The sequence below is a fragment of the Thauera aromatica K172 genome, from assembly GCF_003030465.1.
Taxonomy (GTDB): Bacteria; Pseudomonadota; Gammaproteobacteria; order Burkholderiales; family Rhodocyclaceae; genus Thauera; species Thauera aromatica.
The window spans coordinates 3,591,607-3,614,631 of record NZ_CP028339.1; the positions used below are offsets into that span (position 1 = coordinate 3,591,607).

The 23,025-nt window shown below is 68.1% G+C and carries 22 protein-coding genes; 2 read left to right on the forward strand and 20 right to left on the reverse strand.

Translation table 11 applies throughout. The features are described 5' to 3' along the window. Window positions 1-43: 43 nt before the first annotated feature. The 11 genes from Tharo_RS16890 to Tharo_RS16940 form a co-directional block, all read right to left on the reverse strand. On the reverse strand, window positions 44-1,255 hold the full coding sequence (locus tag Tharo_RS16890; protein ID WP_107222204.1) for an ABC transporter permease: 1,212 nt from the start codon (window positions 1,253-1,255) through the stop codon (window positions 44-46). Continuing rightward, complete coding sequence (locus tag Tharo_RS16895; RefSeq protein ID WP_107222205.1) at window positions 1,252-2,451, reverse strand: efflux RND transporter periplasmic adaptor subunit; 1,200 nt, start codon at window positions 2,449-2,451, stop codon at window positions 1,252-1,254. Before Tharo_RS16895 ends, Tharo_RS16890 begins: the two co-directional genes overlap by 4 nt. Then, window positions 2,448-3,050 carry a TetR/AcrR family transcriptional regulator gene (locus Tharo_RS16900; protein WP_107222206.1) on the reverse strand — a complete coding sequence of 201 codons (603 nt, stop codon included), beginning with the start codon at window positions 3,048-3,050 and terminating at the stop codon, window positions 2,448-2,450. Before Tharo_RS16900 ends, Tharo_RS16895 begins: the two co-directional genes overlap by 4 nt. Window positions 3,051-3,257: 207 nt before the next feature. Beyond that, window positions 3,258-4,946 (reverse strand): ATP-binding protein, encoded by a 1,689-nt coding sequence (locus tag Tharo_RS16905; RefSeq protein ID WP_075147532.1) that lies wholly within the window; start codon window positions 4,944-4,946, stop codon window positions 3,258-3,260. A gap of 288 nt (window positions 4,947-5,234) precedes the next feature. Further along, window positions 5,235-6,713, reverse strand: a complete 1,479-nt coding sequence (locus tag Tharo_RS16910) for an ATP-binding protein (protein ID WP_107222207.1) — start codon at window positions 6,711-6,713, stop codon at window positions 5,235-5,237. Continuing rightward, window positions 6,713-7,372 (reverse strand): response regulator, encoded by a 660-nt coding sequence (locus tag Tharo_RS16915; RefSeq protein ID WP_075147530.1) that lies wholly within the window; start codon window positions 7,370-7,372, stop codon window positions 6,713-6,715. Before Tharo_RS16915 ends, Tharo_RS16910 begins: the two co-directional genes overlap by 1 nt. Window positions 7,373-7,495: 123 nt before the next feature. Continuing rightward, window positions 7,496-8,146, reverse strand: coding sequence for a tetratricopeptide repeat protein (locus Tharo_RS16920; protein ID WP_107222208.1), 651 nt, complete (start codon window positions 8,144-8,146; stop codon window positions 7,496-7,498). 11 nt (window positions 8,147-8,157) lie between these two features. Next, entirely contained in the window at window positions 8,158-8,979 is an 822-nt protein-coding gene (locus Tharo_RS16925) for an SDR family oxidoreductase (protein ID WP_107222209.1), read from the reverse strand. 10 nt (window positions 8,980-8,989) lie between these two features. Then, complete coding sequence (locus tag Tharo_RS16930) at window positions 8,990-9,643, reverse strand: iron-containing redox enzyme family protein (RefSeq protein WP_075147527.1); 654 nt, start codon at window positions 9,641-9,643, stop codon at window positions 8,990-8,992. Further along, the gene (locus tag Tharo_RS16935) at window positions 9,640-11,148 is read right to left on the reverse strand and encodes an AMP-binding protein (protein WP_107222210.1); all 1,509 of its coding nucleotides are present in this window, start codon (window positions 11,146-11,148) and stop codon (window positions 9,640-9,642) included. The genes Tharo_RS16930 and Tharo_RS16935 overlap by 4 nt, the downstream gene beginning before the upstream one ends. Further along, on the reverse strand, window positions 11,132-11,836 hold the full coding sequence (locus Tharo_RS16940) for a thermostable hemolysin (RefSeq protein WP_107222211.1): 705 nt from the start codon (window positions 11,834-11,836) through the stop codon (window positions 11,132-11,134). Before Tharo_RS16940 ends, Tharo_RS16935 begins: the two co-directional genes overlap by 17 nt. A gap of 278 nt (window positions 11,837-12,114) precedes the next feature. Here Tharo_RS16940 and Tharo_RS16945 point away from each other — a divergent pair, with 278 nt between their 5' ends. Both Tharo_RS16945 and Tharo_RS16950 read left to right on the forward strand, forming a co-directional pair. Continuing rightward, entirely contained in the window at window positions 12,115-12,609 is a 495-nt protein-coding gene (locus Tharo_RS16945) for a pyridoxamine 5'-phosphate oxidase family protein (RefSeq protein ID WP_107222212.1), read from the forward strand. Further along, window positions 12,606-13,598 (forward strand): radical SAM protein, encoded by a 993-nt coding sequence (locus Tharo_RS16950; RefSeq protein WP_107222213.1) that lies wholly within the window; start codon window positions 12,606-12,608, stop codon window positions 13,596-13,598. The genes Tharo_RS16945 and Tharo_RS16950 overlap by 4 nt, the downstream gene beginning before the upstream one ends. Before the next feature lie 67 nt (window positions 13,599-13,665). Here the strand turns inward: Tharo_RS16950 and Tharo_RS16955 are convergent, their stop codons facing one another. The 9 genes from Tharo_RS16955 to Tharo_RS16995 form a co-directional block, all read right to left on the reverse strand. Continuing rightward, a complete protein-coding gene (locus tag Tharo_RS16955; RefSeq protein ID WP_107222214.1) occupies window positions 13,666-15,099 on the reverse strand; it encodes a sensor histidine kinase in 1,434 nt (477 codons plus the stop codon). Then, window positions 15,087-15,749, reverse strand: coding sequence for a response regulator transcription factor (locus Tharo_RS16960; RefSeq protein ID WP_107222215.1), 663 nt, complete (start codon window positions 15,747-15,749; stop codon window positions 15,087-15,089). The genes Tharo_RS16955 and Tharo_RS16960 overlap by 13 nt, the downstream gene beginning before the upstream one ends. A gap of 48 nt (window positions 15,750-15,797) precedes the next feature. Next, window positions 15,798-16,142 (reverse strand): PepSY domain-containing protein, encoded by a 345-nt coding sequence (locus tag Tharo_RS16965; RefSeq protein WP_107222216.1) that lies wholly within the window; start codon window positions 16,140-16,142, stop codon window positions 15,798-15,800. A 350-nt stretch (window positions 16,143-16,492) separates the two neighbouring features. Further along, the gene (locus tag Tharo_RS16970; RefSeq protein WP_075147519.1) at window positions 16,493-17,206 is read right to left on the reverse strand and encodes an ABC transporter ATP-binding protein; all 714 of its coding nucleotides are present in this window, start codon (window positions 17,204-17,206) and stop codon (window positions 16,493-16,495) included. Next, complete coding sequence (locus Tharo_RS16975; RefSeq protein WP_107220381.1) at window positions 17,199-17,954, reverse strand: ABC transporter ATP-binding protein; 756 nt, start codon at window positions 17,952-17,954, stop codon at window positions 17,199-17,201. The genes Tharo_RS16970 and Tharo_RS16975 overlap by 8 nt, the downstream gene beginning before the upstream one ends. After that, a complete protein-coding gene (locus Tharo_RS16980) occupies window positions 17,947-18,918 on the reverse strand; it encodes a branched-chain amino acid ABC transporter permease (RefSeq protein ID WP_107220380.1) in 972 nt (323 codons plus the stop codon). The genes Tharo_RS16975 and Tharo_RS16980 overlap by 8 nt, the downstream gene beginning before the upstream one ends. A 3-nt stretch (window positions 18,919-18,921) precedes the next feature. Continuing rightward, complete coding sequence (locus tag Tharo_RS16985) at window positions 18,922-19,788, reverse strand: branched-chain amino acid ABC transporter permease (protein ID WP_107220379.1); 867 nt, start codon at window positions 19,786-19,788, stop codon at window positions 18,922-18,924. A 125-nt stretch (window positions 19,789-19,913) separates the two neighbouring features. Beyond that, window positions 19,914-21,095, reverse strand: a complete 1,182-nt coding sequence (locus Tharo_RS16990; protein ID WP_107222217.1) for an ABC transporter substrate-binding protein — start codon at window positions 21,093-21,095, stop codon at window positions 19,914-19,916. A 35-nt stretch (window positions 21,096-21,130) separates the two neighbouring features. Continuing rightward, window positions 21,131-22,792, reverse strand: a complete 1,662-nt coding sequence (locus Tharo_RS16995; protein ID WP_107222218.1) for a (2,3-dihydroxybenzoyl)adenylate synthase — start codon at window positions 22,790-22,792, stop codon at window positions 21,131-21,133. Window positions 22,793-23,025: the final 233 nt, after the last annotated feature.

Consider the following 23,025-nt stretch of genomic DNA (forward strand, 5'->3'; position numbering starts at 1 on the left):
GCCGACCCTCCGCGAACGCAGTGAGCGTGGGGGTTGTTTCAATTCAGCCACCGATCGCCTCCGCCGGATCGACCTTCAGCGCGGCGCGGATCGCGAGCACGCTGGCGAGCACGCAGATCGCCACCACCGCGAGCAGGCCGCGCACCGCGTCGCCGGTCTCGAGCAGCACGTATTTGGGGAAGATCGGCGCCCAGAAGGTCGCCGCCACCTTGCCCACGGCGAAACCGATCAGGCCGAGGCCGACCGCCTGCTGCAGGATCATCGCCGCGATCGTGCGGTTGCGCGTGCCGATCAGCTTGAGCACCGCGATCTCGCGGATCTTGCCCAGGGTCAGGGTGTAGATGATGAAGGCGACAATCGCCGCGCTGACCACGGCGAGGATGACCAGGAACATCGCGATCTGGCGCGCCGAGGTGGCGATCAGCCGGGACACCAGGATTTCCTCCATCTGCGTTCGGGTGTAGGCGGTGAGCCGTAGCCAGCGCCGGATCGGCTCGGCCACCTGGTCGGCGTCGTAGCCGGGGGCGAGCTGCACCAGCACCGCGTTCACATACGGGTTGGTGCTCTGCGTGGCGAGCACCGCATCGAGCACACCGGGCTGGCCGGGGCGGTTCAACGCCGGATTCTGTGCGGTGCGCGCGCGCTGGCGGACGATGGCGTCGTTGTCCTTGAGGAACTGCGCCTCCTGCGCATCCTTCAGCGGAATGAAGACCATCGGGTCGCCGCCCGAGGACACCATCCGCCGGGTCAGCCCGACCACGGTGTATTCGTTGCGGCGGATGCGGATGCGCTCGCCGAGGGCGAAGCCGGTGGCGATGTCGGCGACCGCCTCGTAATGGCCGCGGCTCAGGTGGCGGCCGGCGAGCAGATGCACCGGCTGCCCGGGATGGCCGGGGCCGTCGGGGGTGACGCCGACCACCATCGCGCGCACATCGCGCGCCACCGCGCCGGCCTGGCGCACCTGCATGGTCAGGTAGGTGACGTTGGCCGCGCGCGCCACCCCTTCGATACCGGCGATACTGCGCCAGGTGTCGTCGTACACGCTGGACGACTCCGCGTACGGCCCCAGGGTGTCCTGCTGCACCACCCACAGGTCGGCGCCGCTGTTGTCGAGCAGCACCTTGGCGTCGTCCACCATGCCGCGATAGACCCCGGCCATGGTCAGGGTGACCCCGATCAGCAGCCCGAGGCCGAGCCCGGTGAACACGAACTTGCCCCAGGCGTGGAGGATGTCGCGCCCGGCCAGGCTGATCATGACGCCGCGCCGACCAGGCGGTCGACGACCTCGATGCGGCTGCCGGCGGCGAGCGCCTTCTGGCTGTAGACCACCACGCGCTCGCCGCCGTGCAGGCCCTCGAGCACCTGCACGCGGCCGTCGAGGTCGGCCGTGCCCAGGCGCAGCGGCGCAAAGCGCAGCGCGCCGTCGTCTTCCACCACCCAGGCGCCGAGGCGGCCGCCGAGGCGGTGCACGCTGGCGCTGGCCAGCACCGGCCGCGCCGGCAGGGCCGGCAGCTCGACGGTGACTTCGGCCAGCTCGCCGAGCGGCGGCAGGGGGGCGGGGAGGGCGGCGAAGTCGATCTTCGCCAGCACTTCCTCGGTGACCGCATCGGCCAGCGGCTCGATCCGCGCCACCCGTCCGGCGAGCGCGCTGCCGGCCGCCGAGCGGAGCACGATCTGCGCCGGCAGCGCGGCCTGCAGCCCGCTCGCACGCTGCTGATCGAAGCGCGCATGGATCCACACGCTGGCCGGCTCGACGATCTCGACCACCGCCTGGCCGGCGACCACGGTGGTGCCGGGGTCGGCGTCGCGGCGCGTGACCAGGCCATCGACCGGCGCGATCAGGCGCAGGTTGGCGCGCTGCAGGCGCAGCGCATCACGCTCCGCGCGCAGGCGGATGAATTCCTGGCGCGCCGCCTCCAGACCGGCGCGCGCCGCCTGCAGCGCGGCGGCGGTGGCCTGGGCGTCCTGCTGCTTCGCGGCCGCGGCCTCGGTGCTGACGCTGTGGGTTTCGAGCAGGCGCGCGTAGCGCTGCGCCTGCGCCGCAGCGAAACGCTGGCGCGCTTCGGCCTCGCGGATCTGCGCCTCGGCGCTCGACACGTTCGCTTCGGCGCGCCGCCGCGCCGCCTCCTGCGCCGCCAGACGCTCGTCGAGATCGACCGGGTCGATCTCGCCCACCACCTGCCCGGCATGGACCCGCTCGCCCGGCTGCACCGCCACGTTCAGCACCCGCCCGGCGAAGGTCGGACCGATGCGGTGGCTGTAGCGCGCCTCCACGGTGCCGATGCCGTACAGCGCCGGCGTCAGCGCCTGCGCCTCGACCGTCGCCACCGTCACCTGCACGCGCGCCAGCGGCCCCGCGCGCAGGGCGACGAAGACCAGCAGGCCGGCCAGGAGCAGCACCACCGCGGCCAGCGCCAGGCGGCGGCCGTTGGCGGAAAGCCATCGCTTCATGCCTGCCTCCGGATGCCGCGCAGGTAGATGCCGAGCACCGCCGGCGCCTCGCTGCGGAGGCGGCCGACGTCGCCGGCGAGCAGGGACTGCACCACCAGCCCCTGGACGGTGCCGACGAACAAGGTGGCCGCGGCGGCGAGATCGAGCGCGGAGTCGATCTCGCCCGCCGTCCGGCCGGCCTCGAGCAAGGCCCGCACGCGCTCGCCGTAGCGCCGCAGCAGGGTTTGCGCCATGCGCTTGGGGGCGGTGAGCTCGGCGCGCTGCAGCTCGCCGAACATCATCCGCGGCACCCCGGGGTGATCGGCGATGAAATCGATGTGGGTCATGAACATCGCCTCGAGCGCCGCGAGCGGGCTGGCTTCGGCCTGCACCGCACGCTCGATGCGCGCCATCAGACGCTCGGCGACCCATTCCATCACCGCGCCCCACAGCGCCTCCTTGGTCGGGAAGTGGCGGAACAGCGCACCGTGGCTGAGCTGCATGCGCTCGGCGATGGTGGCGGTGGTGATCTCGCTCGGATTCTGCTCTCCGGCCAGCGCCACCACGGTTTCGACAGTGACGGCGCGGCGCTCGTCGGCGGGAAGGTGTCGGGAGCTCATAGGAGGATTCGACCATCTGGACTCAGGGAGTAAGTATTTACTCACTTTTATCCGATGGAAGCAAGCACCGCCGCCCGGCAAACGTGCAATCGGTGCGCATCGCAGCCCCTTGTTCACATCCGCCATGCCCGGCAAGAGATACAAACGGGACGGGGCGGCGGATAGCGGCGGATAGCGGCGGATAGCGGCGGATAGCGCGGGTAACGATTACGCACACTCGCTATCGCCAAGCGTGTAGAACGTCCACCGCTTCTCTCCCTGCTTCACCAGTCGGCCATCCGCCGTCAGCCGCTTCAACAATTTCTGCGCCTGATCCCCGCTCAAGCGGCACAACTCCATGGCCTCGCTGCGCTGGATGCGTCCGTGATGCCGAACATGGCCCAGTACCAGTTGCTCATGCTGCAGGCTGCTGAAACCCGCTTGCCGCGTGTACGCCACCTGTTCACCCTTGGCCCGATACATATCCGCCGACAAGGTATAGCTGCGGCTACGCACATTCCCATGCGCCTCTACCAGACCCGCCTCGACCAAACGCTCCAGCGTGCGCCTGGCGCGCACCGCGTCACGCTGGATGTGGGATGCCAGCCCTTCGGCACTCAACCGCTTGTGCTCGCGCAAGGCGGCCAGCGCGATCAGGCTGTCGATCGGCAGCGGCGCGCCGCCCTGGCGGCCTTCCTGTTCCACCACCAGTTTTAGAAAAACTTCGTCCGCCGACGCCGTGTCCAGTTGCAGGACGACGCTGTTGCTGTCGGTGCGGCTGTAGTCCGGCTCGGGGCGGCCAAAGCGCAGCATGCCACGGTAGATCGTATCCACACCTCGGCCCGAACGCTCGACGATGCCGACCCGCTTCATCGCATCGGCCAGCGTGCGGTTGCGCGGACGTGGCTCGGTGATCAGCAGGTTGTCCAGGGTCACGCCCTCCACCAGGCCGCCGGGGTTGCTGATGGTCAGGCCGTCATCGTCCAGTCGCACATGCACCGCGCTCAGGCGGTGGTAATCACGATGCACCAGCGCATTGGCAACGGCCTCGCGAAATGCCCCCATGTCCACCTTGGGCACCGGGACGCGGAACAGCCCCACCTGAATCTCGCGCTCGGGGTTGTAGGGGCGGAAATTGGTCTCCAGCCAATCCAGCGCCTTCAACAGTGGGAAGCGGCGGAACTCGTTGAACGCCACGGCCTCGCGCGCCAGTACCTGAAAGGCGAATTCATGCGTGGGTACCTTGTCACGCAAGGCGGTTTCGCGGCCGATGAGCAGCAGCCCGGTCAGCGTCGGCACGCGCTGGCCGGCCTCGTCGCGGGTGGTGAAGCCCAGCGCGCCGTCCATGGCTTCGTCATCCAGTTCCAGCAGCACGCGGTCGCCGCCATATTGCCGCACGGTCTGGCGCAGACGCTCGCGCTCCAGCGGGTCGAAGTCGGCCAACGTGGCGCCGGCCACCGCTTGCGCCGAAACATCCACCAGACCAAACCGGCTTGCCCGGCTGCTGCGTTCGTGCGGCAGCAGCGCCACGCATTCCGGTGTGCCGTCCTGCTTGATGCGGCGGCGCAGGTACACGCCCGCCGTGGTTGCCACCTCGCCGGAGGATTTGGGGACGGTGATGCGCGCCACGCGTACGCCGGCAAGCTCTACCGGTTCGACGCGAACGGCCAGCGACGGCGAGGTCCGCGCTGCAACCAACCCCGGCAAGCCGAACAAGTTCTGATGCGCCTGGTGCAGGCCGGTGGGCGTACCGTCGTCCTCCACGCCCAGCCACAGCTCACCGCCGTCGGTATTGGCCATGCACACCAGCGACTCGACCAGCTCATCGTCGGGCAGGCGCTTGCGGTCGCTCTTGAACTCGACGGTCAAGGTTTCCGCGAGTGGCAGCGTAGGTGCAGCTTGCGCTTCGTCGCTCATGCCTTCCTCCATGTGGCGTTCTTCGCTGGCTTCTTGCCGACAGGATGGCTTTCCGCCTGGACCCCGCTGTGCGGCGACGAACGACGCAGGGCCATGGGACACCACGCTGTGCATGACCGTGCGTAAGGCCTGGCAGCGGAGCGCGATCCGGCCGGCCGGGATGTGCCGACTGGGCAAAAGTCAGCGGGGAGTCTAACCGGTCGATGCCCTTCGAAACAGCCGTTTCCGCCCCCGGTCAACGCCCCCGCGACACCCCCAGACAAGCCCCGTTCGGCGCACACGGCACCGTCATCTCGCGGATCGCGGCAGCCGGACGGTGAACTCGAGACCGCCCAGCGGGCTGTCGCCCAGTTCGATGCTGCCGCCATGGAGCTCGGCGATCCGGGCGACGATGGACAGCCCCAGCCCCGCGCCCTGCCCCGGGCCGTGGCGGAAGAAGCGCTCGAACACCTGGGCCCGCATTTCGGGGACAACGCCGGGGCCGCTGTCGTGCACGCTCAGCGCCACGGCGTCGGCGCACGGGCGCAGCTCAACCCGCACCAGGCCCCCTTCCGGGCTGTGCTGGAGCGCATTGGCGACCAGGTTCTGGAGCAGGATTTCGAGGCTCGGGGCGTCGGCGGGGACGCTGAAATCGCCGCCTTCGGCGCACTCGAAGCTCAGTTCCTGGCCATGTTCGAGCGCCAGCGGGATGATCCCGGCGAGCGCACCGCGGACGAAGGTGGCGAGCTCGAGCGGGGCCATCCCCGCCTTCGCCGCGCCGGGTTCGAGGCGGGCGAGGGTCAGCAGCTGGGTCACCACCCGCGTGGCGCGCTCGACGCCGCCGACCAGCTGCTTCAAGGCCTCCTCGCGATCGCCGGGGTCGGGCGCCTGGAGCGCGTTCTGGGCATGGATGCGCAGCACCGCCAGCGGCGTGCGCAGCTCGTGCGCGGCATCGGCGAGGAAGCGCTTCTCGCGTTCGAGCAGCGCGGTGAGCTGGCCGAGCAGGCGGTTCAGCGACGCCACCACCGGCTCCAGCTCCTGCGGCAGAGGGGCGAGCACCAAGGGCGACAGGTTGCCGGGGTCACGCGCCTTCAGCAGGCGCACCATCCGCGCCAGCGGGCGCAGCCCCCAGCCCACCGCCAGCCACACCAGCACCGCGAGCAGCGGCAGGCCGATCAGGTCCGGGAGCAGGCTGCGCAGCGCGATCTTGGCCGCCAGTTCGCCACGCACGTCCTCGCGCTCGCCGACCAGCACCCACTGCCGGTCGCGTACATCGTGGAGCATGAACAGCCGCCAGCGGTGCCCGTCCACGCGCACCTCGTGGTAGCCGGCGAGCGCTTCGGGAAGGGGGGCGGCAGCCCGGTCCGCGGTCGCGGCATCGGCCGCGGCCGGCGGCCGACGTTGCACGAGCGCGTCGAGCGCATCGAGCGCCGCGGCCGGCGCGCTCGCCGACTGCAGCAGGGCCTGGCCGTGCTCATCGTAGATGACGAAGCCGAGCTTGCTCTCGTATTCGTGCCCCACCGCTCCAGCCGGTACATCGCCCTGGCCCGCCACCCCGTTCTGCGCCATCGCTTCGTCCAGCGCCGTCTGCATCGCCTGCCGCATCGACGCCGGCAACTCGCCGCCGACCATGCCGGCGAGCAGGCGCGCGGTCTGCACCAGGCCGGCGTCGAACACTTCCTCGACTTCATGGCGGGCATCGCGGTAGCTCTTGTAGGAAATCAACGTCAGCGTCAGGCTGAGCAGGCCGAGCACGAGCAGCAGGGTACGGCTGCGGATCGAGCGCATCAGGCCTTGTCCACCAGATAGCCGACGCCGCGCACGGTACGGATCAGCTCCGGGAAGAGCTTCCTGCGCAGATGGTGGATGTGCACTTCGAGCGCGTTGCTTTCCGCTTCTTCATCCCAGCCATAGAGCACCTGCTGCAGGCGGTCGCGGGTCAGCACGCGGCCGGGCTGGGCGAGCAGTTCATGCAGCAGCAGGAACTCCTTGCGCTGCAGCGCCACCGCCTGGCCGCGGTAGCTGACCTGCTGGTTGACCGGGTCGAGGTGGATGCCGCGGTATTCGAGCACGGGCTGCGGGCGATTGAAGCTGCGCCGCAGCAGGGCACGCAGCCGCGCCTTCAGCTCATCGACATCGAACGGCTTGACCAGGTAGTCGTCCGCCCCCGCATCCAGCCCGGCGATGCGGTCGGCGGTGGCGTCGCGCGCGGTCAGCACCAGCACCGGCACCGGGTTGGCCGCAGCGCGCAGGCGGCGCAGCACTTCCAGCCCGTCCACGCGGGGCAGGCCGAGGTCGAGAATGGCGAGATCGAAACTTTCGTGGCGCAGCGCGTGGAGGGCGCTGTCGCCGTCCTGCACCCAGTCCACGGTGTAGGCTTCGGGCTTGAGCGCCACCCGAATCCCCTGCCCGAGGGCGGCGTCATCTTCGACCAGCAATATCCGCATCTTCCTTCCTGTCCGCTTGCCGCATCCGGCCACTTTATTCCCGTTCGCGCCGCGACGGGCGGGACACGTGCATCCAGCACTCCCGCTCACCCCACCCTTCCCGCCAGCCCCGCAGCGCCTCCTTCACTCCATGTTCTCTTTCACCTCAGCGAGCAGGCGACGGATTTCGGCGCGGCGGCCGGCATCGGCACTGGCGCGGTCGGGACGATCAGGCGCGGCGAGCGCCTTTTCGAGGGCGGCGCGCGCTTCAGGGTAGCGCTTCTGCCGGCGCAGGAAGTCGCCGTAGAAGTAATTGGGGTCGATCCCGTCCGGGTTGAGGGCGAGCGCCTTCTTCAGCAGGAGCTCGGCCTGCGCATCGTCGCCGAAACCCAGCGGCCAGCCCGGAACCTGATAGTAGAGGCTGCCCAGGCTGGTGTAGGCGGAGCCATCGAGCGCTGCGGGGTCGAGCGCGAGCGCCTGCTCGAGCTCGGCTTTGGCCTGCTTGACCAGATCGAGCGCACCGAGCCCGCCCTTGGCGCCGGCCCAGGTGCTGAGGATGATGCCGCGCCAGATGTGCAGCTCGGCAGCCTTCGGTTCATCGGCGAGCGCCTTCCCGGCCTCCCCGGCGAGTGCGGCGAAGGCGGTCTCACGCTGCTTTTCCGGCAGCTGGTAGTGGATTTCGGCCCAGCGTTCCTGCAGCTGGTGGAGCCTGGCCTGGCCGGCTTCGCCGAGGGCAAAGGCGGGCAGGCTGGCGCAGGCGAACAGGAGCGGGAACAGGCGGTAGAGGGGTTTCATCGGTTTTTCCTTCAGAGCGGAGGCGGGGTGGAACGGGAGTGCGCACCGGCGGGACGGGCAAAATGCTTGACCACCGCCAGCTGGCGACGCAGCGCGCGATCGACGATGCGCGGCAGCACGGTGTTGAGACGGACGAAGAATTTTTCCGGCCAGCCCAGATAGAGCTCTTCGCGCTCGCGGCGGATCGCCTCGACGATGCGCGCGGCGACCGCGTCCGGATCGTCCATCGCGACCCCGAGCTGCGTGTTCATCGCCACCACGGGCGCGGCGTTCATCGCCGTGCGGGTCGCGCGCGGGGCGACGTAGAGCACCTTCACCCGACTGTCGGCCAGTTCGCGGCGCAGCGCTTCGGAGAAGCCGCGCACGGCGAACTTGCTCGCGCAATAGGCGGCGAAGCCCGGATAGCCGATCGAGCCGAAGGTGGAGCCGAGGTTGACCAGCACCGCACGCGGCGCCTGGCGCAACACCGGCAGCAGACGCTGGGTGAGCTGCACGGTGGCGGTGACGTTGAGTCCGATCAGGTGGGCGATCGCCTCTTCGTCCTGGCTTTCCAGCAAGCCGAAGCGGTTGATCCCGGCGGCATTGATCAGGCAGTTCAGGCCATCGCAGCGGCGCGCGGCGGCCAGCACCGCGTCACGCCCGGCGCGCTCGCACAGATCGGCGCGGACGCAATCGACCTGGCCGGGGTAGCGCTGCGCGAGCGCGGCAAAGGCCTCGGTCTCACGCCCGACCAGCAGCACCCGGGCGCCGCCAGCGCACAGCTGCTCGGCCAGCGCCTGGCCGATCCCTCCGCTCGCTCCGGTGAGCAGGGCACGACATTCGGAAAGTCGCATCACGGCCTCCTCAGGCGGACTGCGCCAGGGTGCGGAACAGGTCCGCGTACAGGCGGTAGACCACTTTCGCGGTATGGACCACCGCGGCCTGGTCGTCGGCGCAGTCAAGGCGGTTCATCAGCCGCTCGAAGAAGCGGATGTGTTCCTGGTCCAGGCTGCCGTGGGAGTTCAGGTAGGTGAATGCCTGGGCGGGCAGCTGCAGGCTGCGCTGCAGCGTGCCCGCGGCCCGGGTCGCGAGCGCGATGCTGGTGCCTTCGAGGACGTTGACCATGCCGAAGAAGCTCACCGGGTTGTGGCGCGCGATGCGGTCGTAGACGTAGGCGACCATCAGCTCGGTGGCCAGCGCCGGCTGGCCGTGGCGCACGGCGTCGGCATCGGCGCCGCAGGCGGCGATGTCGGCGAGGATCCATTCCTGGTGGCCGGTCTCCTCGCCGATGTATTCGGCGACCGCTTCGCGCAGCCACTCCAGGCGCTCAGGCAGGCGCGCGCCGCAGGCCATCAGCAGGGGCACGGTATGCTTGACGTGGTGGTAGGCCTCGGTCAGGAAGGCGACATAGCGGTCGCGGCCGACCGTGCCGGCAAGCGCCTGGCGGATGATCGGCGCATCAAACAGGTATTCGCGCTCGGCGGCGGTCTGTCGTTGCAGCTGGTCAAAGAAGTTCATGCACGGACCTCATCGGCAGGGACGGACAGGAGGGCGGCGATCGCCGCCCGGTAGTGTTGCAGCAGCGCATCACGGCGCAGGCGGCCGTTGGCGGTGGCGAGCCCGTTGGCGGCGCCGAACGGAGCGGCGGCGCGCAGCCAGCGGTGTGCGCGGGCGTAGTCGGGGAGGGCGGCATTGGCCGCACGGACGGCCGCCTCGAGTTCGGCGTCGGTGCAGTCGGCGGAGCGGGGGACGAGGACGGCGACGTTCTGCGCAAGGGCCTCGCCATGAACCCAGGCCTGGGCGATCGCAGGCTGCTGGGCGAGCTCGGCCTCGACCCACTCCGGGTTGACGTTGCGCCCGAAGGCGGTGATGAACTGGTGCTTCTTGCGCCCGTGGACGACCAGGAAACCGTCCTCGAAGTGGCCCAGATCACCGGTCGCCTGCCACCCGCCGCTCGCCTGGCTCTCGCCGCCAGCCTGGCACTCGCCGGCGCCTGGCGCTTCGCCCAGGTAGCCGAGCATGCGCGCCCCGCGCACCAGGATTTCGCCATCTTCGCCGAGACGCAGCCGGACATGCGGCAGGGGCAGGCCGACGGAGCCGATACGCCGCCCCTGGGGCGTATTCAGGCACACCACCGAAGCGCATTCGGACAGGCCGTAGCCCTCGAACACCGGCAACCCCAGGGCCTCGGCGCGGCGCAACAGCTGCGGTGCCACCCGGCCGCCGCCGACGGCGATGAAGCGCAGGCTGTCGGGCAGCGCCGAGCCGCGCTCGGCCGCACCCACCAGGACCTGCAGCAGCTGGGGGAGCAGGATCAGGCTGTGCGGGCAGGTCGCGGTGAGGCTGCCGAGCAGGCGCGCCGGATCGAGCCCGCTGGCGCCGTGGATGCCGATTTCGGCGAGGGGCGCAAGCACCACGCAGGCACCGGCCAGGAGCGGCGCGTAGACGCCGGCGATGTTCTCCAGCAGGGTCGCCAGCGGCAACACGCACAGATGGCGCTGCACCCCGCACGCCTGGGCGAGCCCGCTCACGCTGTGCGCCACCGCGAGCTGCGCCTCGCCGTCCAGGCACACGCCCTTGGGCTGGCCGGTGGTGCCGGACGTGTAGGTGATCTTGACCGTGCCGCGCGGCACCTCCACCGCCGCGGGCGGGCGACGCTGGAAGATTCCCGCCTGCCGTTCGCCGAAGCCGGCGTCGGCGAGCCACGCCGGCAGCGGGCCGATCCAGGTGTCGATGCCCGCGCTGTCGATGACGTGGCGCTGCTGGGCGGGAGAAAAGAAGCCCGGCACGGGCACGCAGATCCGCCCGCCGAACAGCAGCGCCAGCTCCCACAGCACCCAGTCGATGCCGTTATCCAGGCTCAGGGCGACCCGCGCGGCGCCCAGCCCGGCGAGTTCGGCGCTGCGCTGGGCGACGGCTTCGTCGACGCCGGCGTAGCTCAGCGTGTGCGCGCCGCACTGCAGCGCCGGGCGCTCACCGTAAGCGGCGATCGCCCGCCGCAGGGCGTCAACAGCCGGCGACATGCGTCCCCTCTGCCCCGCAAGGCAGGGACCGGCGGCCCGGCGCCAGGACGACGTCGGCGCGCAGCGGGTGCGCCGCCCCGTGCGCGATCTCGCCAGCCATCACCTGCGGGCAGCGCTCGTAGTAGCTGCCCCATTCGCGCGCCTCCTCTCCCATGCAGACAGGATCGGCCGGACCCAGCGTCCGCAGTGCCAGGCCGAGGCGCTGAAAGCTGTTGCGCAGCGCCGGCGTCGCGGTGAATACCACCCAGCGAAAACCCTGCGCCGCCAGCATCCCGCTCAGGGCGAGGATCAGCAGCCGGGCTGCGCCCGCCCCGCGGGCCGCGAGGTTGCCGACTTCGACGATGTCGCGGCGGGCCGCGGCGACGCCGCATCGATCGAGGAGGACCTGCTCGATCGGCCGCTCGAGGTAGCGCTCGAGGAACAGCGCTCCGGCGTCGGCGGCACGCGTGCCGAGCGCACCGTACAGGCGGCCGTCGTCACTCTCGAGCCCGTACAGGCAGGGCATGAAGTGGCGCACCCGGGCATCATAGTGCTCGGCAAAACGGGCGCGGATGAAGGCTTCGACCGCGCTGCGCTGCGCGTCGCTGCGCACCGGAAGCAAGGCCAGACGGCGTGGCAGGGCAGCGCCGTCGTGCGGCAGCGGCGCCGGCAGCGCAGGCAGTGCGGGATAGGAGTGCGGCCATTCCATGAGCGATCTCGGCAAGGGAACCGGGGCCGATCCTGAGGGCCGAGGATTAAGCCGAGCTTAAGCGCTGCGGGCCGGGGTGCCCGCCCCGCAGCGGCCGATATGACCCGCACGCTGCCCCGCACTTCCTTTGCCGCGCCCGCCCCGGAGGCAGGCGGAACCGCTTAAGACGAGCTTAATGTTGCCGGCGAACACTGCGCCGCCATGAATACCGCCCGGCGACCGACCTCGCACACACCGGTTGTCGCCCCGTCCGACCTCCCCGGAGCCCATCACTACCGATGAACATGCCCCCCTTCCATCCCGGCGAACAGGCCGCCCAGCAGCGCTGGAACACCGCCTCCTGGTGGGACGAGGCCCGCCGCACGCGCCTGCTGTGGGACCACATCCCGGGCGCGTTCCACGCCCGCCTGGAAAGCGCGCCGTTCTTCTTCCTCGCCACCAGCGCCCCCGACGGGCGCTGCGACTGCTCGTTCAAGGGCGGCGGACCGGGCGTGGTGCGCATCCTCGACGACAAACGCTTCGTCTTCCCCGATTTCGACGGCAATGGCGCCTTCATGAGCCTCGGCAACCTCCTCGCCAATCCCCATGTCGGCTGCCTGTTCATCGACTTCGATGACGGCGCCCGCCTGCGCGTCAACGGCAAGGCCCGCATCGTCGACGCCGGCGAAATGCTCGCCCTCTTCCCGGGCCACGCCCGGGTGGTGGAGGTGAGCGTCGAGCAGGTCGTGCCCAACTGCCCCAACCACATTCCCCGCCTGGTGCCCGCGTCATGAAACCGCCCCCTCTCGAGCGACCGCCCCCGAGCGGGCGCTACCGCATCGCCGTCAATGCCGAATGGACGAGCAAGTGCAACGCGCTGTGCCCGATGTGCCCGCGCGAGCTGATCGAGCACCCGCAGCGGATGAGCCGGCAGACCTGGCAGCAGACGCTCGCCCGCCTGACGCCGGAGCAGGTGTTCCGCACCGTCATCGCCGGCTACGGCGAGGCGACCACGCACCGGCACTTCTTCGACTTCGTCGACGACCTCCGTGGCCACCCGGTGCGCTTCGACATGGTCAGCAACGGCCACCTGCTCGACGCCGACAAGCTGCGCCACCTCGACGGCGCCATCGATCTGCTGATGGTGTCCTTTTCCAGCATCGACCCCGCTGTCTATCGCCGCGTTCACGTCAACCTCGACCACGCCCGCGTGATGGCCAACATCCAGGCCGCGCAGAAGCTGCTGCGCCACACCCGGCTCGCGATCAGCCTCACCCCGCTGCCCGAATGCCTGCCCTCGCTGCCGGCCACCATCGACTGGCTGCGCGCCCAGGGCGTCGCCACGCTGACGATGTCGCCGACGCTGTACAACCGCGGCGGCGGCCTGCACGCCGAAGCGCCGGCCGCTGGGACGGAAACGCTGCGCGCCACGATCCGTCGCCATCGCCTGCGCTCGCAGGAGTTCGACTTCATTCCGAGCATCCGCGACCTCTACCGCCAGTGGCGCAGCAACCGCTTCCGCTGCCTCGCGCGCAACGTCGATGTGTTCATTTCCTCCGCGGGGGAATACCTCTACTGCTACAACGACATCGGCCACCGCCACGTCCTCGGCAACGTGGCGACGCACAGCATCGACACCGTCCTCGCCGAGCGCGAGCGCATGGCGCCGATCCCCACGCTGTGCGACGGCTGCAACATGCGCCGGCGTTACGGCGTGCGCGAAGTGCTGAAGACCGGGGCCGCCTTCGCCCGGACCCGGCTCGCCGCCGCACGCGGCACCTGACGCCGGCGCCGACGCCGCACGGAGCCTCCCGCGCCTGCCGCCGGAGCACCCGGGCACCTCGCCCCGCTCACGCCGCGGGCAGCGTCAGCACCGCGCGCAGACCGCCCAGCGCCGACGTCTCGAGGGCGATGTCGCCGCCATACAGGCGGGCGAGGTCGCGCACGATCGCCAGCCCGAGGCCGGAACCGGGGGTGTTCTCGTCAGCGCGCACGCCACGCCCGAACACCGCTTCGCGCACCGCCGGCGGCAGGCCGGGGCCGTCGTCGTCGATCGCCACTTCGAGCCGCCCACCCGCCGTCGCCCGCGCCTCGACGCGGACGCGGTGCGCCGCCCACTTGCAGGCATTGTCGAGCAGGTTGCCGAGCATCTCCTGCAGATCCTGAGCCTCGCCGCGGAATACGAGCGCGTCCGCGCCGCCGGCTGGCCCGATTTCCAGCCCCCGCCCCGCATGGACCTTGGCCATCAGCCGCAACAGGCCGTCGAGCGCCGGACGCAGCGGCGTGCGCTGACCGGGAATGCCGGCCGCGGCGGCGGCGCGCGCGCGCGCCAGGTGGTAATCGATCTGGGTGCGGGCGAGGCCGACCTGCTCGGCGACGAGGCGGGCGAGCGCGCCGCCCTCCCCCCCTCCCACCGGCTCTCCCGGCTGCCCTCGTGCCGGCTGCGCGGCGGCATTGGCGAGCACGGTGAGCGGCGTCTTCAGCGCATGCGCAAGGTTGCCGGCCTGGGTGCGGGCGCGCTCGACGATCTCGGCGTTGCGCACGAGCACGGCGTTGAATTCATCGACCAGGGGCTGGATCTCGGACGGGAAGGCGCCTTCGATCGCCCGCCGGCGGCCTTCGTGCACCTCGGCCAGCCCCCCGCGCAGGCGCGCCAGGGGGCGCAGGCCGATCCGCACCTGGACCAGCGCCGCCGCCACCAGGCCGGCGCCAAGGAGGCCGAGGCCGAGCGCCAGCAGACGGGTAAAGCGCGCCACCGGTTCGCCGATCAGCCCTTCGTCGGCGGCGACGATCAGGCGCAGCGCCGCCTGCGGCTGTTCGGCCGGGCGCAGCACCTGCTCGATCATGCGCAGCGGCGCGCCGTCCGGGCCGTCGACGCGGTGGGCGTGCTGCTCGCCGTCGGCAAGCGCATCGGCCGGCACCGCCAGCGCCACATCCCACAGCGAACGCGCGCGCAGCACGCCGATCTCCGGCACCGCCCCGTCGATCCGGTCCACCTGCCAGTACAGCCCGGAATACGGCCGGGCGAAGCGGGGGTCGCTGAGCGGCGCCTTGAGCACGGCCTGGCCGTCGGCATCGAACACGAGGTTGGCGGCGAGCTGGTCGAGATGGGTGCGCAGTTCCACGTGGAACTGCTGCGCCACGTGGCGGCTGAACAGCGCGCCCAGCCCCCAACCGGTGGCAGCGATCGCAAGCACGATCCACACCAGGGTGCCGACGAGCAGCCGCAGGCGCAGCGAACCGCGCCCGCCGGCGAGCGCGGCGACCGGCTTCAGCCCGGACATGCGAGACGGTAGCCGAGGCCGCGCACGGTCTCGATCAGCCCGGGCGGCAGCTTCTTGCGCAGGCGGGCGACGAAGACCTCGATCGTGTTCGAGTCGCGGTCGTAGTCCTGGGCATAGATGTGCTCGGTGAGGTCGGTGCGCGACACCACTTCGCCGGCGTGGTGCATCAGGTAGGACAGCACGCGGAACTCGTGGCTGGTCAGCGCCAGCGCCTGGCCGTCGACGGTGACCCGCCCGCCGCGGGTGTCGAGCACGACCGCACCGCAGACGAGCTCCGCGCTCGCCTGCCCGGCCGCACGGCGGATCAGCGCGCGCACGCGGGCGAGCAGCTCTTCCATGTGGAAAGGCTTGGTCAGATAGTCGTCGGCGCCGGCGTCGATGCCGGCCACCTTCTCGTGCCAGTCGCCGCGCGCGGTCAGGATCAGCACCGGCATCGTCCGCCCGCCGCCGCGCCAGCGCTTGAGCACGCTGAGGCCGTCCATCAGCGGCAGGCCGAGGTCGAGCACGACCGCATCGAACGCCTCCACCTCGCCGAGGAAGCAGGCCTCGCGCCCGTCATGGGCGAGATCGACCGCATAGCCCGCCGCCGTCAGCGCCTGGCGCAGCTGCGCCGCCAGCGTGGGTTCGTCTTCCACCACCAGAATCCGCATCGCTTCGTCCTTTCCTTCCCGGCCTTGCTGTTCCCGCCGCCGGCGTCCTCAGTCTGCGTGCCGGCCGGACGGATGCAGATCGCGTCCCTCGGCAGCGTACAAGGTCCCGTCGCGCGCATCGAGCCTGAGCTTGACCACGCTGCCGCCGGGGCGGATCAGCTTGATCTCGTAGAGCCAGGTGCCGTCCTCGCGTTCGAGCTCGACTTCGACGACCTGCCCCGGATAGTCGCGCTCGACCCGCTCGAGCACGGCGCGCAGCGGCAGCACTTCGCCCGCTTCGAGCGCCCGGCGCGCACGCTCGTGGTCGCCTCCGCCGGCCACGGCCGCGAAGGAGGCGGCGAACGCGAGCCCGGCAAGGAGCCGGGCCACGGCCGGTAACGAACGGTTTGTCATCGGAAACCTCCTTGCCCCGGGCTGGCCGCGCCCGGCCGACACCCTCGGTGCGGCACCGGCAACGCCTCCCAACCGGGATGATCGAACGAAGCGCCCTCCAGCGCCAGATCCTCCACCCCTCTTTCCGCCGGACATGCTCCGCTCAAGGCAGGGCGGCAGGCTCCGGGTGGATGATCGCCATCGAGTGTGCACGCCACCGGCTGAACCGCAGCTGAACGCAGCCCGATGCGCATCGAAGGACGTCGACATCGACCGGAGTCGACAGGCGCGGCCCGCGCGGTATTTGATCGGCAGGCTCAATATAGTGGCCTGCGCTCGACGCCCCCATGATTTCGAATAAATCTGCGTCCTCAGACGCCGAGATGCTTCTGGATCAATTCCGGGTCGTTGCGCACCGCCGCGCTCGGGCCGTCGAAGACGACCTGGCCCTTGACCAGGATCATCGAGCGGTCGGTGAGCGCGGTCACCGCGGCGTGGTTCTTGTCCACGATCACGGTGGCGATGCCGGTTTCGCGGATGGTGCGGACCACGTTCCAGATCTCCTTCACCATCAGCGGCGCCAGGCCCTCGGTGGCTTCGTCCAGGATCAGCAGGTCGGGGTTGGTCATCAGCGCGCGGCCGATGGTGAGCATCTGCTGCTCGCCCCCCGAGAGCTGCCCGCCGCCGTTCGACAGGCGCTCGCCCAGGCGCGGGAAGGTCTCCATCACGCGCTCGAAGGTCCACGTGCGCTGACCGTCGACGCCGGCGCGCGCGGCCATGATCAGGTTCTCGCGCACGCTCAGGTTGGGGAAGATTCCCCGCCCCTCGGGCACGTAGGCAATGCCGCGCAGGGCGATGCGGTGCGTGCTCGCCCCGGTCATGTCGTCGCCATTGACCTTGACCGTGCCGTGGCGCGGACGCACCAGCCCGAGCATCGAGCGGATCAGCGTGGTCTTGCCCATGCCGTTGCGCCCCATCAGCCCCAGCGCCTCACCCTTCGCGATGTGGAAATCGACGCCGTGCAGGATGTGGCTCGAACCGTAATAAGTGTGCAGGTCGTGCGCTTCGAGCAGCGTCTCAGACATGTTCGTCCTCTCCCAGGTAAGCGGCCTGCACTTCGGCGCTGTTGCGGATCTGCACCGGCGGGCCCGATTCGAGCACCGCGCCGTTGACCATCACCGTGATCGTGTCGGCGACCGCAAACACCGCATCCATGTCGTGCTCGACGAGCAGGATCGCACGCCCGTCCTTGAGCCTGCGCAGCAGCTCGACCATCTTCGCCGACTCCTCCGAGCCCATGCCCGCCAGCGGCTCGTCGAGCAGCAGCACCCTGGCGTCGGTCGCCAGCACCATCGCGATCTCGAGCTGGCGCTGCTCGCCGTGCGACAGCGTGCCCGCCACCCGCGCCTCGCGCCCGCCCAACCCGGCCTCGGCGACCGCCGCGCGCGCGCGCTCGACGGTGTCGCTCAGGCGCTGGGCGTCGGTGAAGATCTTCCACGGCCGCGGCCGGCGCGACTGCGCTGCCAGGCGGCAATTCTCGAGCACGGTGAACTGCGGGAAGATGTTCGTGCGCTGGTAGCTGCGTCCGATCCCCAGGTGCGAGCGCGCCGCCGCCGACAGCCGGGTGACGTCCCGGCCGCCGAGCAGGATGCGCCCGGACGAGGGCGGCAGATCGCCCGAGAGCATGTTGATGCAGGTCGACTTGCCCGCGCCGTTGGGGCCGAGCAAGGCATGCAGGGTGCCGCGCTCGAGCGTGATGCACACTTCTTCGTTGGCCGTCAGCCCGCCGAAGTGGCGGGTCAGGCGGTCGGCCACGAGCATTGCCTCAGCCATTTTTGTCCTCTCCCCAGTTGATCATGCGGATCACCCGCTTGGGCAGCCCGGCCAGCCCGTCCGGCATGAACAGCACCGCGAGCACGATCACGCTGCCCATCAGCAGCTGCCAGTGCTTGCTCAGGTCGGTGAATAGCTCCTGCAGGCCGATGAAGGCGAACGCCCCGGCCGCCGCCCCCGCCAGGCTACCCATGCCGCCCAGGATCACCATCATCAGCACGTTGCCCGACTGGTGCCACGACAGGTACTCGGGGGTGACGAAGCCGAACAGCACCGCGTACAGGAAGCCCGCCACCCCGGCCAGCGCGCCGGCCAGCGTGAATGCGGCGAGCTTGTAGCGGAAGGTGGCGTAGCCCAGCGACTGCATGCGGTGCTCGTTGCTGTGGATGCCCGCGAGCACGCGCCCGAACGGCGAACGCAGCACCAGCTTCAAGAGCACGAACACCGCCACCATCGCCGCGAGGATGAAGTAGTACATCTGCAGCGGCTCGTTCAGGTCGAACGGCACCCAGCCACCAATCGCCGCATCGGGCTTGAAGTTCAGGTAGATCCCGTCCGAGCCTCCGCCCAGCGGGGTGTCGTGGAAGATGTAGTAGGCCATCTGGGCGAAGGCCAGCGTCACCATGATGAAGTAGATGCCCTTGGTGCGCAGCACGAACAGCCCGATCACGAGCGCGGCCAGCGCCGCGGCCAGCACCGAGGCCGGGAAGGCGAACCAGAAGCTGGCCGGGTCGTACTTGGGCGTCACCAGCGCCACGACGTAGGCGGCGATGCCGAAATACGCCGCATGCCCGAGGCTGACCAGCCCGGTGAAGCCCACCAGCAGCGCCAGGCTCATGGCGAAGATCGCCATCACCAGGGTCTTGGCCAGCATCTCGACGTAGAAGCTCGAGCCGTACAGCGGATAGGCGATCAGCACGAGCAGCGCGAGCAGTTGTAGAAACAGCGGGATTCTGGAATTCATCGCCTAGCCTTTCTTGAAGATGCCTTCGGGGCGCCACAGCAGCACCACCGCCATCACCAGGTACACCGCCAGTCCGGCGAACTCGGGCACCAGCACCTTGCCGAAGGTGTCGGTAAAGCCCACCAGCAGCGCCGCCACCAGCGCCCCCCACACCGAGCCGATGCCGCCGATCACCACCACCACGAAGGAGATGATCAGCACGTTGCCGCCCATCCCCGGATACACCGAGGACACCGGCGCGGCGAGCATGCCGGCGAGCGCGGCCAGCGCCACGCCGAGGGCGAACACGTTGCGGTACAGCAGGTCGATGTTGACGCCGAGCGCCTGCACCATCTCGCGGTTGTGCGAGCCGGCGCGGATCATCATCCCCAGCCGGGTGCGCTGCATCAGCCACCACAGCCCGGCGGCCAGGGCCACACACACCACCGAGATCACGATCCGGTAGACCGGGTAGGACAGAGTGTCCGAAAGCTGGATCGAGGCCGAGAACAGCGCCGGGATGTCCACCCCGTGCACGTCGTCGCCCATGGTCAGGCTGCGCAGCTCCTCGAAGATCAGGATCAGCCCGTAGGTGAGCAGTACCTGCTGCAGGTGGTCGCGCTTGTACAGATGCACGAACAACAGCTTCTCGAGCAGTGCCCCGAAGGCGAACGCCAGCGGTATGCCGAGCACGATCGCCAGCATCAGGTTGCCGGTCGCGCTGGTGAGCGCGAACGCCATGTAGGCGCCGATCATGTAGAAGCTGCCGTGCGCCAGGTTGATGATGCCCATGATCCCGAACACCAGCGTCAGCCCGCTGGCCACCAGAAACAGCAGCAGTCCGTACTGCAGCGAATTCAGGATCTGGATCAGGAAGGAAACGAAATCCATGCTTGAAACTCCCCCTCCCGGACGCGTATGGCGTCGGGATGCGGTCGATGAAGGTGCGCAGAGAGGAAACGCTGTCCGCGCGCAGCCGGGCATCCGGCAGGAGCGGACAGCGGCAGTCTGCCTGGTCAGTTCATGCGGCAATAGCGTGCCGGATCGGCCAGCTTGGAGGCAGCGATACCGACCACCTTGTTCTGACTACCTTCGACCTTGCGCAGGTAAATGTCCTGCACCGGGTTGTTGGCCTTCGACAGGGAGAACGCACCGCGCGGGCTGTCGACCGTGGCCGCGCTCATCGCCTTCATCACCGCATCCTTGTCGAACTTGCCCGCCGGCGCCTTGGCCAGGCCTGCACCGAGCAGCTGGGCGGCGTCATAGCCCTGCACCGCATAGACGTCGGGCTGCATCTTGTAGGCGCTGGCGTAGCCGGTGCGGAAGGTCTTGTCCTTCTCGGTATCGAGGCCGTCGGCATAGTGCAGGGTGGTCATCACGCCCTCACCCGCACCGCCCATCGCCTCCAGCGTGCCGTCGGTGAGGAAACCCGAGCCGTACAGCGGGATGCTGTTCTTGAGCCCTGCCGCGTCATAATCCTTGACGAACTTGGCCGCGCCGCCGCCGGCGAAGAACACAAACACCGCATCGGGCTTGAGGCCGGCGATCTCGGTCAGGAAAGGCTGGAACTCGACGTTCGGGAAAGGCAGGTAGAGCTCCTTGGCGATCTTGCCGCCGGCCTGTTCGAAGGCCTCCTTGAAGCCGGCTACGTACTGCTCCCCGGCAGCATACTTCCAAGTCAGCGTCACAACCTTCTTGTGCCCGCGCTCGGCCATCACCTTGCCCATCGCGTAGGCGGGCTGCCAGTTGGTAAAGGAGCTGCGAAATACATTGGGCGCACATAGCACGCCAGTCAGCTCGTCCGCCCCGGCGTTGGGGATGATCGTCAGGGTTTTGGTGTCACGTGCGACCTTGGCCATCGCCAGCGCCACGCCCGAGTGCACCGTGCCCACGAGCACGTCGACCTCGTCGCGCTTGACCAGCTTGTTGGCGTTCTCGGTGGCCTTGGCGGCGTCGGACTCGTCATCGACGACGAAGTATTCGACTTCGCGCCCGCCCAGCTTGCCGCCCTGCTCGGCCACGTACTGCTTGAACCCGTTGGTGATCGCATTGCCCAGCGAGGCGTAGGTCCCGGTGTAGGGCAGCATCAGGCCGACCTTGACCTTGTCCGCCGCGTAGGCGCCGCCCATCGGCAGCAGGACCGTCAACCCCACGCCAGCGATACCGGCCACGCACTGCATCAGTTTCTTTTCGTTCATATGTGTCTCCTCTTGTGCAGCATAAGAAAACAAAATCAGTTCGTTAGCGACTTCTCCTTTTCAGCGGAAATCTTGGTTGCGATATTTTCCCTCAGTTGCTTTTTCAAGATCTTTCCGACCGGACTGACTGGAAATTCGTCAATGACTTCAAGCCTCTCAGGCAACTTGAAACTGGCAATTTTCTTTGAACGCATGAATTCGACCAGCTCATCCAGCGATATCATTTCTCCAAATTTCGGCCTTACAAAAGCACAGGCCCGCTCGCCAAAAATATCGTCCGGCATGGCAACCAATGAAGTCTGAAAGACTTTCGGGTGTTGGAGAATGATATCTTCCACTTCCTCGCAGCTTATTTTTTCACCACCCCGGTTTATGAAATCCTTTTTTCTTCCCGCTGCGAACACATAGCGCCCTTCCTTATATACGATATCTCCCATTCGATAAAAACCATCGGGAGTGAAAGCGCCGGCATTCACCTCGGGTGAATTGAAATAGCCACGAATGGTGTATGGGCCGCGGACTACCAGCTCTCCAAGCTCGCCATCCTTGACTTCCAACCCCTCTTCATTCAGAACTTTGATTTCATCGTCTTCACAAACCGGCGCCCCTGAACTTTCCAGCAGCAAATGCTCCGGGTCGTCGAGGCGAGTCATATTGATCAGCCCCTCCGCAGTTCCGAAAATTTCTTGCGGGGTCGCCCCCAGGCGAAGAGCGATTTGTTTTCTCAGATCCGGCGGCAGCCGGGCGCCACCGTTCTGGACCACCTTGAGCGAGGACAGATCATATTTGTCCATTGCATTTGAATTAAGCCAGTTTGCAATCAATGGAATAACCGCAGCAATTACACTGACACCCTCCCGCTCCACAAGAGATAAAACCTCATCCGGATCTCCAGAGGGAGCAAGAACAACCGCCCCGCCATAATAGAAAGTTGCCAGGATACCGGGTGAAGCAAGGTTGTAATTATGGCCAAGCGGAAGAATCGCCATAAAAACGGTATTGCCGTCGAAATCTGCGGCTCGCCCGCACAACCTGGCGTTCAGCACATAATCATTGTGCGTCCGGGGAATCAGCTTGGACATCGAGGTCGTCCCACCGGAAAGGAGCATTGTTGCTACCTCATCCGGGTTGATGCGGATATCACCGAGAGCCTCGGCTACTCTTTCCTGCTCGACTTCCTCTTCAATCATCTTTTTCAGTGAATGCTGTCCGGAGCCAGCCTCACCATCGACCAGAACGTATTTCAGCCCCGGGCACTCTGGGCGTAAAGATTCCGCCATCTGCCGGTAGTCGAAATTGTTTATTTCGTCAGGTATGAAATATCCAACCGCACCCGAAGCATTGATGAAATGGCGAACCTCTGTATGCCGATGGGCGCGCAATGCCATTACAGGAATTGCCCCTATTCTGGTAAGCGCCAGATAGGAATATATGAAATTCGGCGAGTTCGGCAACTGGATTACGACGCGATCAGTCGCTCTGAGGCCGGCCTCGACAAGACGGCAGGCCAGGCGATTGACCGCATCCATCACTTGGCCATAGGTAATTCTTTTATCCCCGGAGACGATGGCCAGTTTTTCGGGATGCGCAGAAGCCCCCCGTTCAACCATGTCGGCAATACCGATATCCTCCCAATATCCTTTCTCACGATAATATCGGGCAGTTTTTTCATCCCAGGGAACGCATCCTGAAAGCATCGCTTCTCTCCATTTCGAGTGGCAATTACAGATGTAATTGCCTGGATGACACCTTAGGACCGTTCTCCGGCAGACTCAACAAATCAATCGAATTGCTTTAATCAATCAAACGAATAGTTTTCAGAAAAACGACGGGGCATGGGCTTTCAAAGACAACACAGTCCTGCGGAACTTATCGACAATGTTTTCCAATTAACAAACAAGTTCCGTAACAGGCACCTCAGCGACATCTT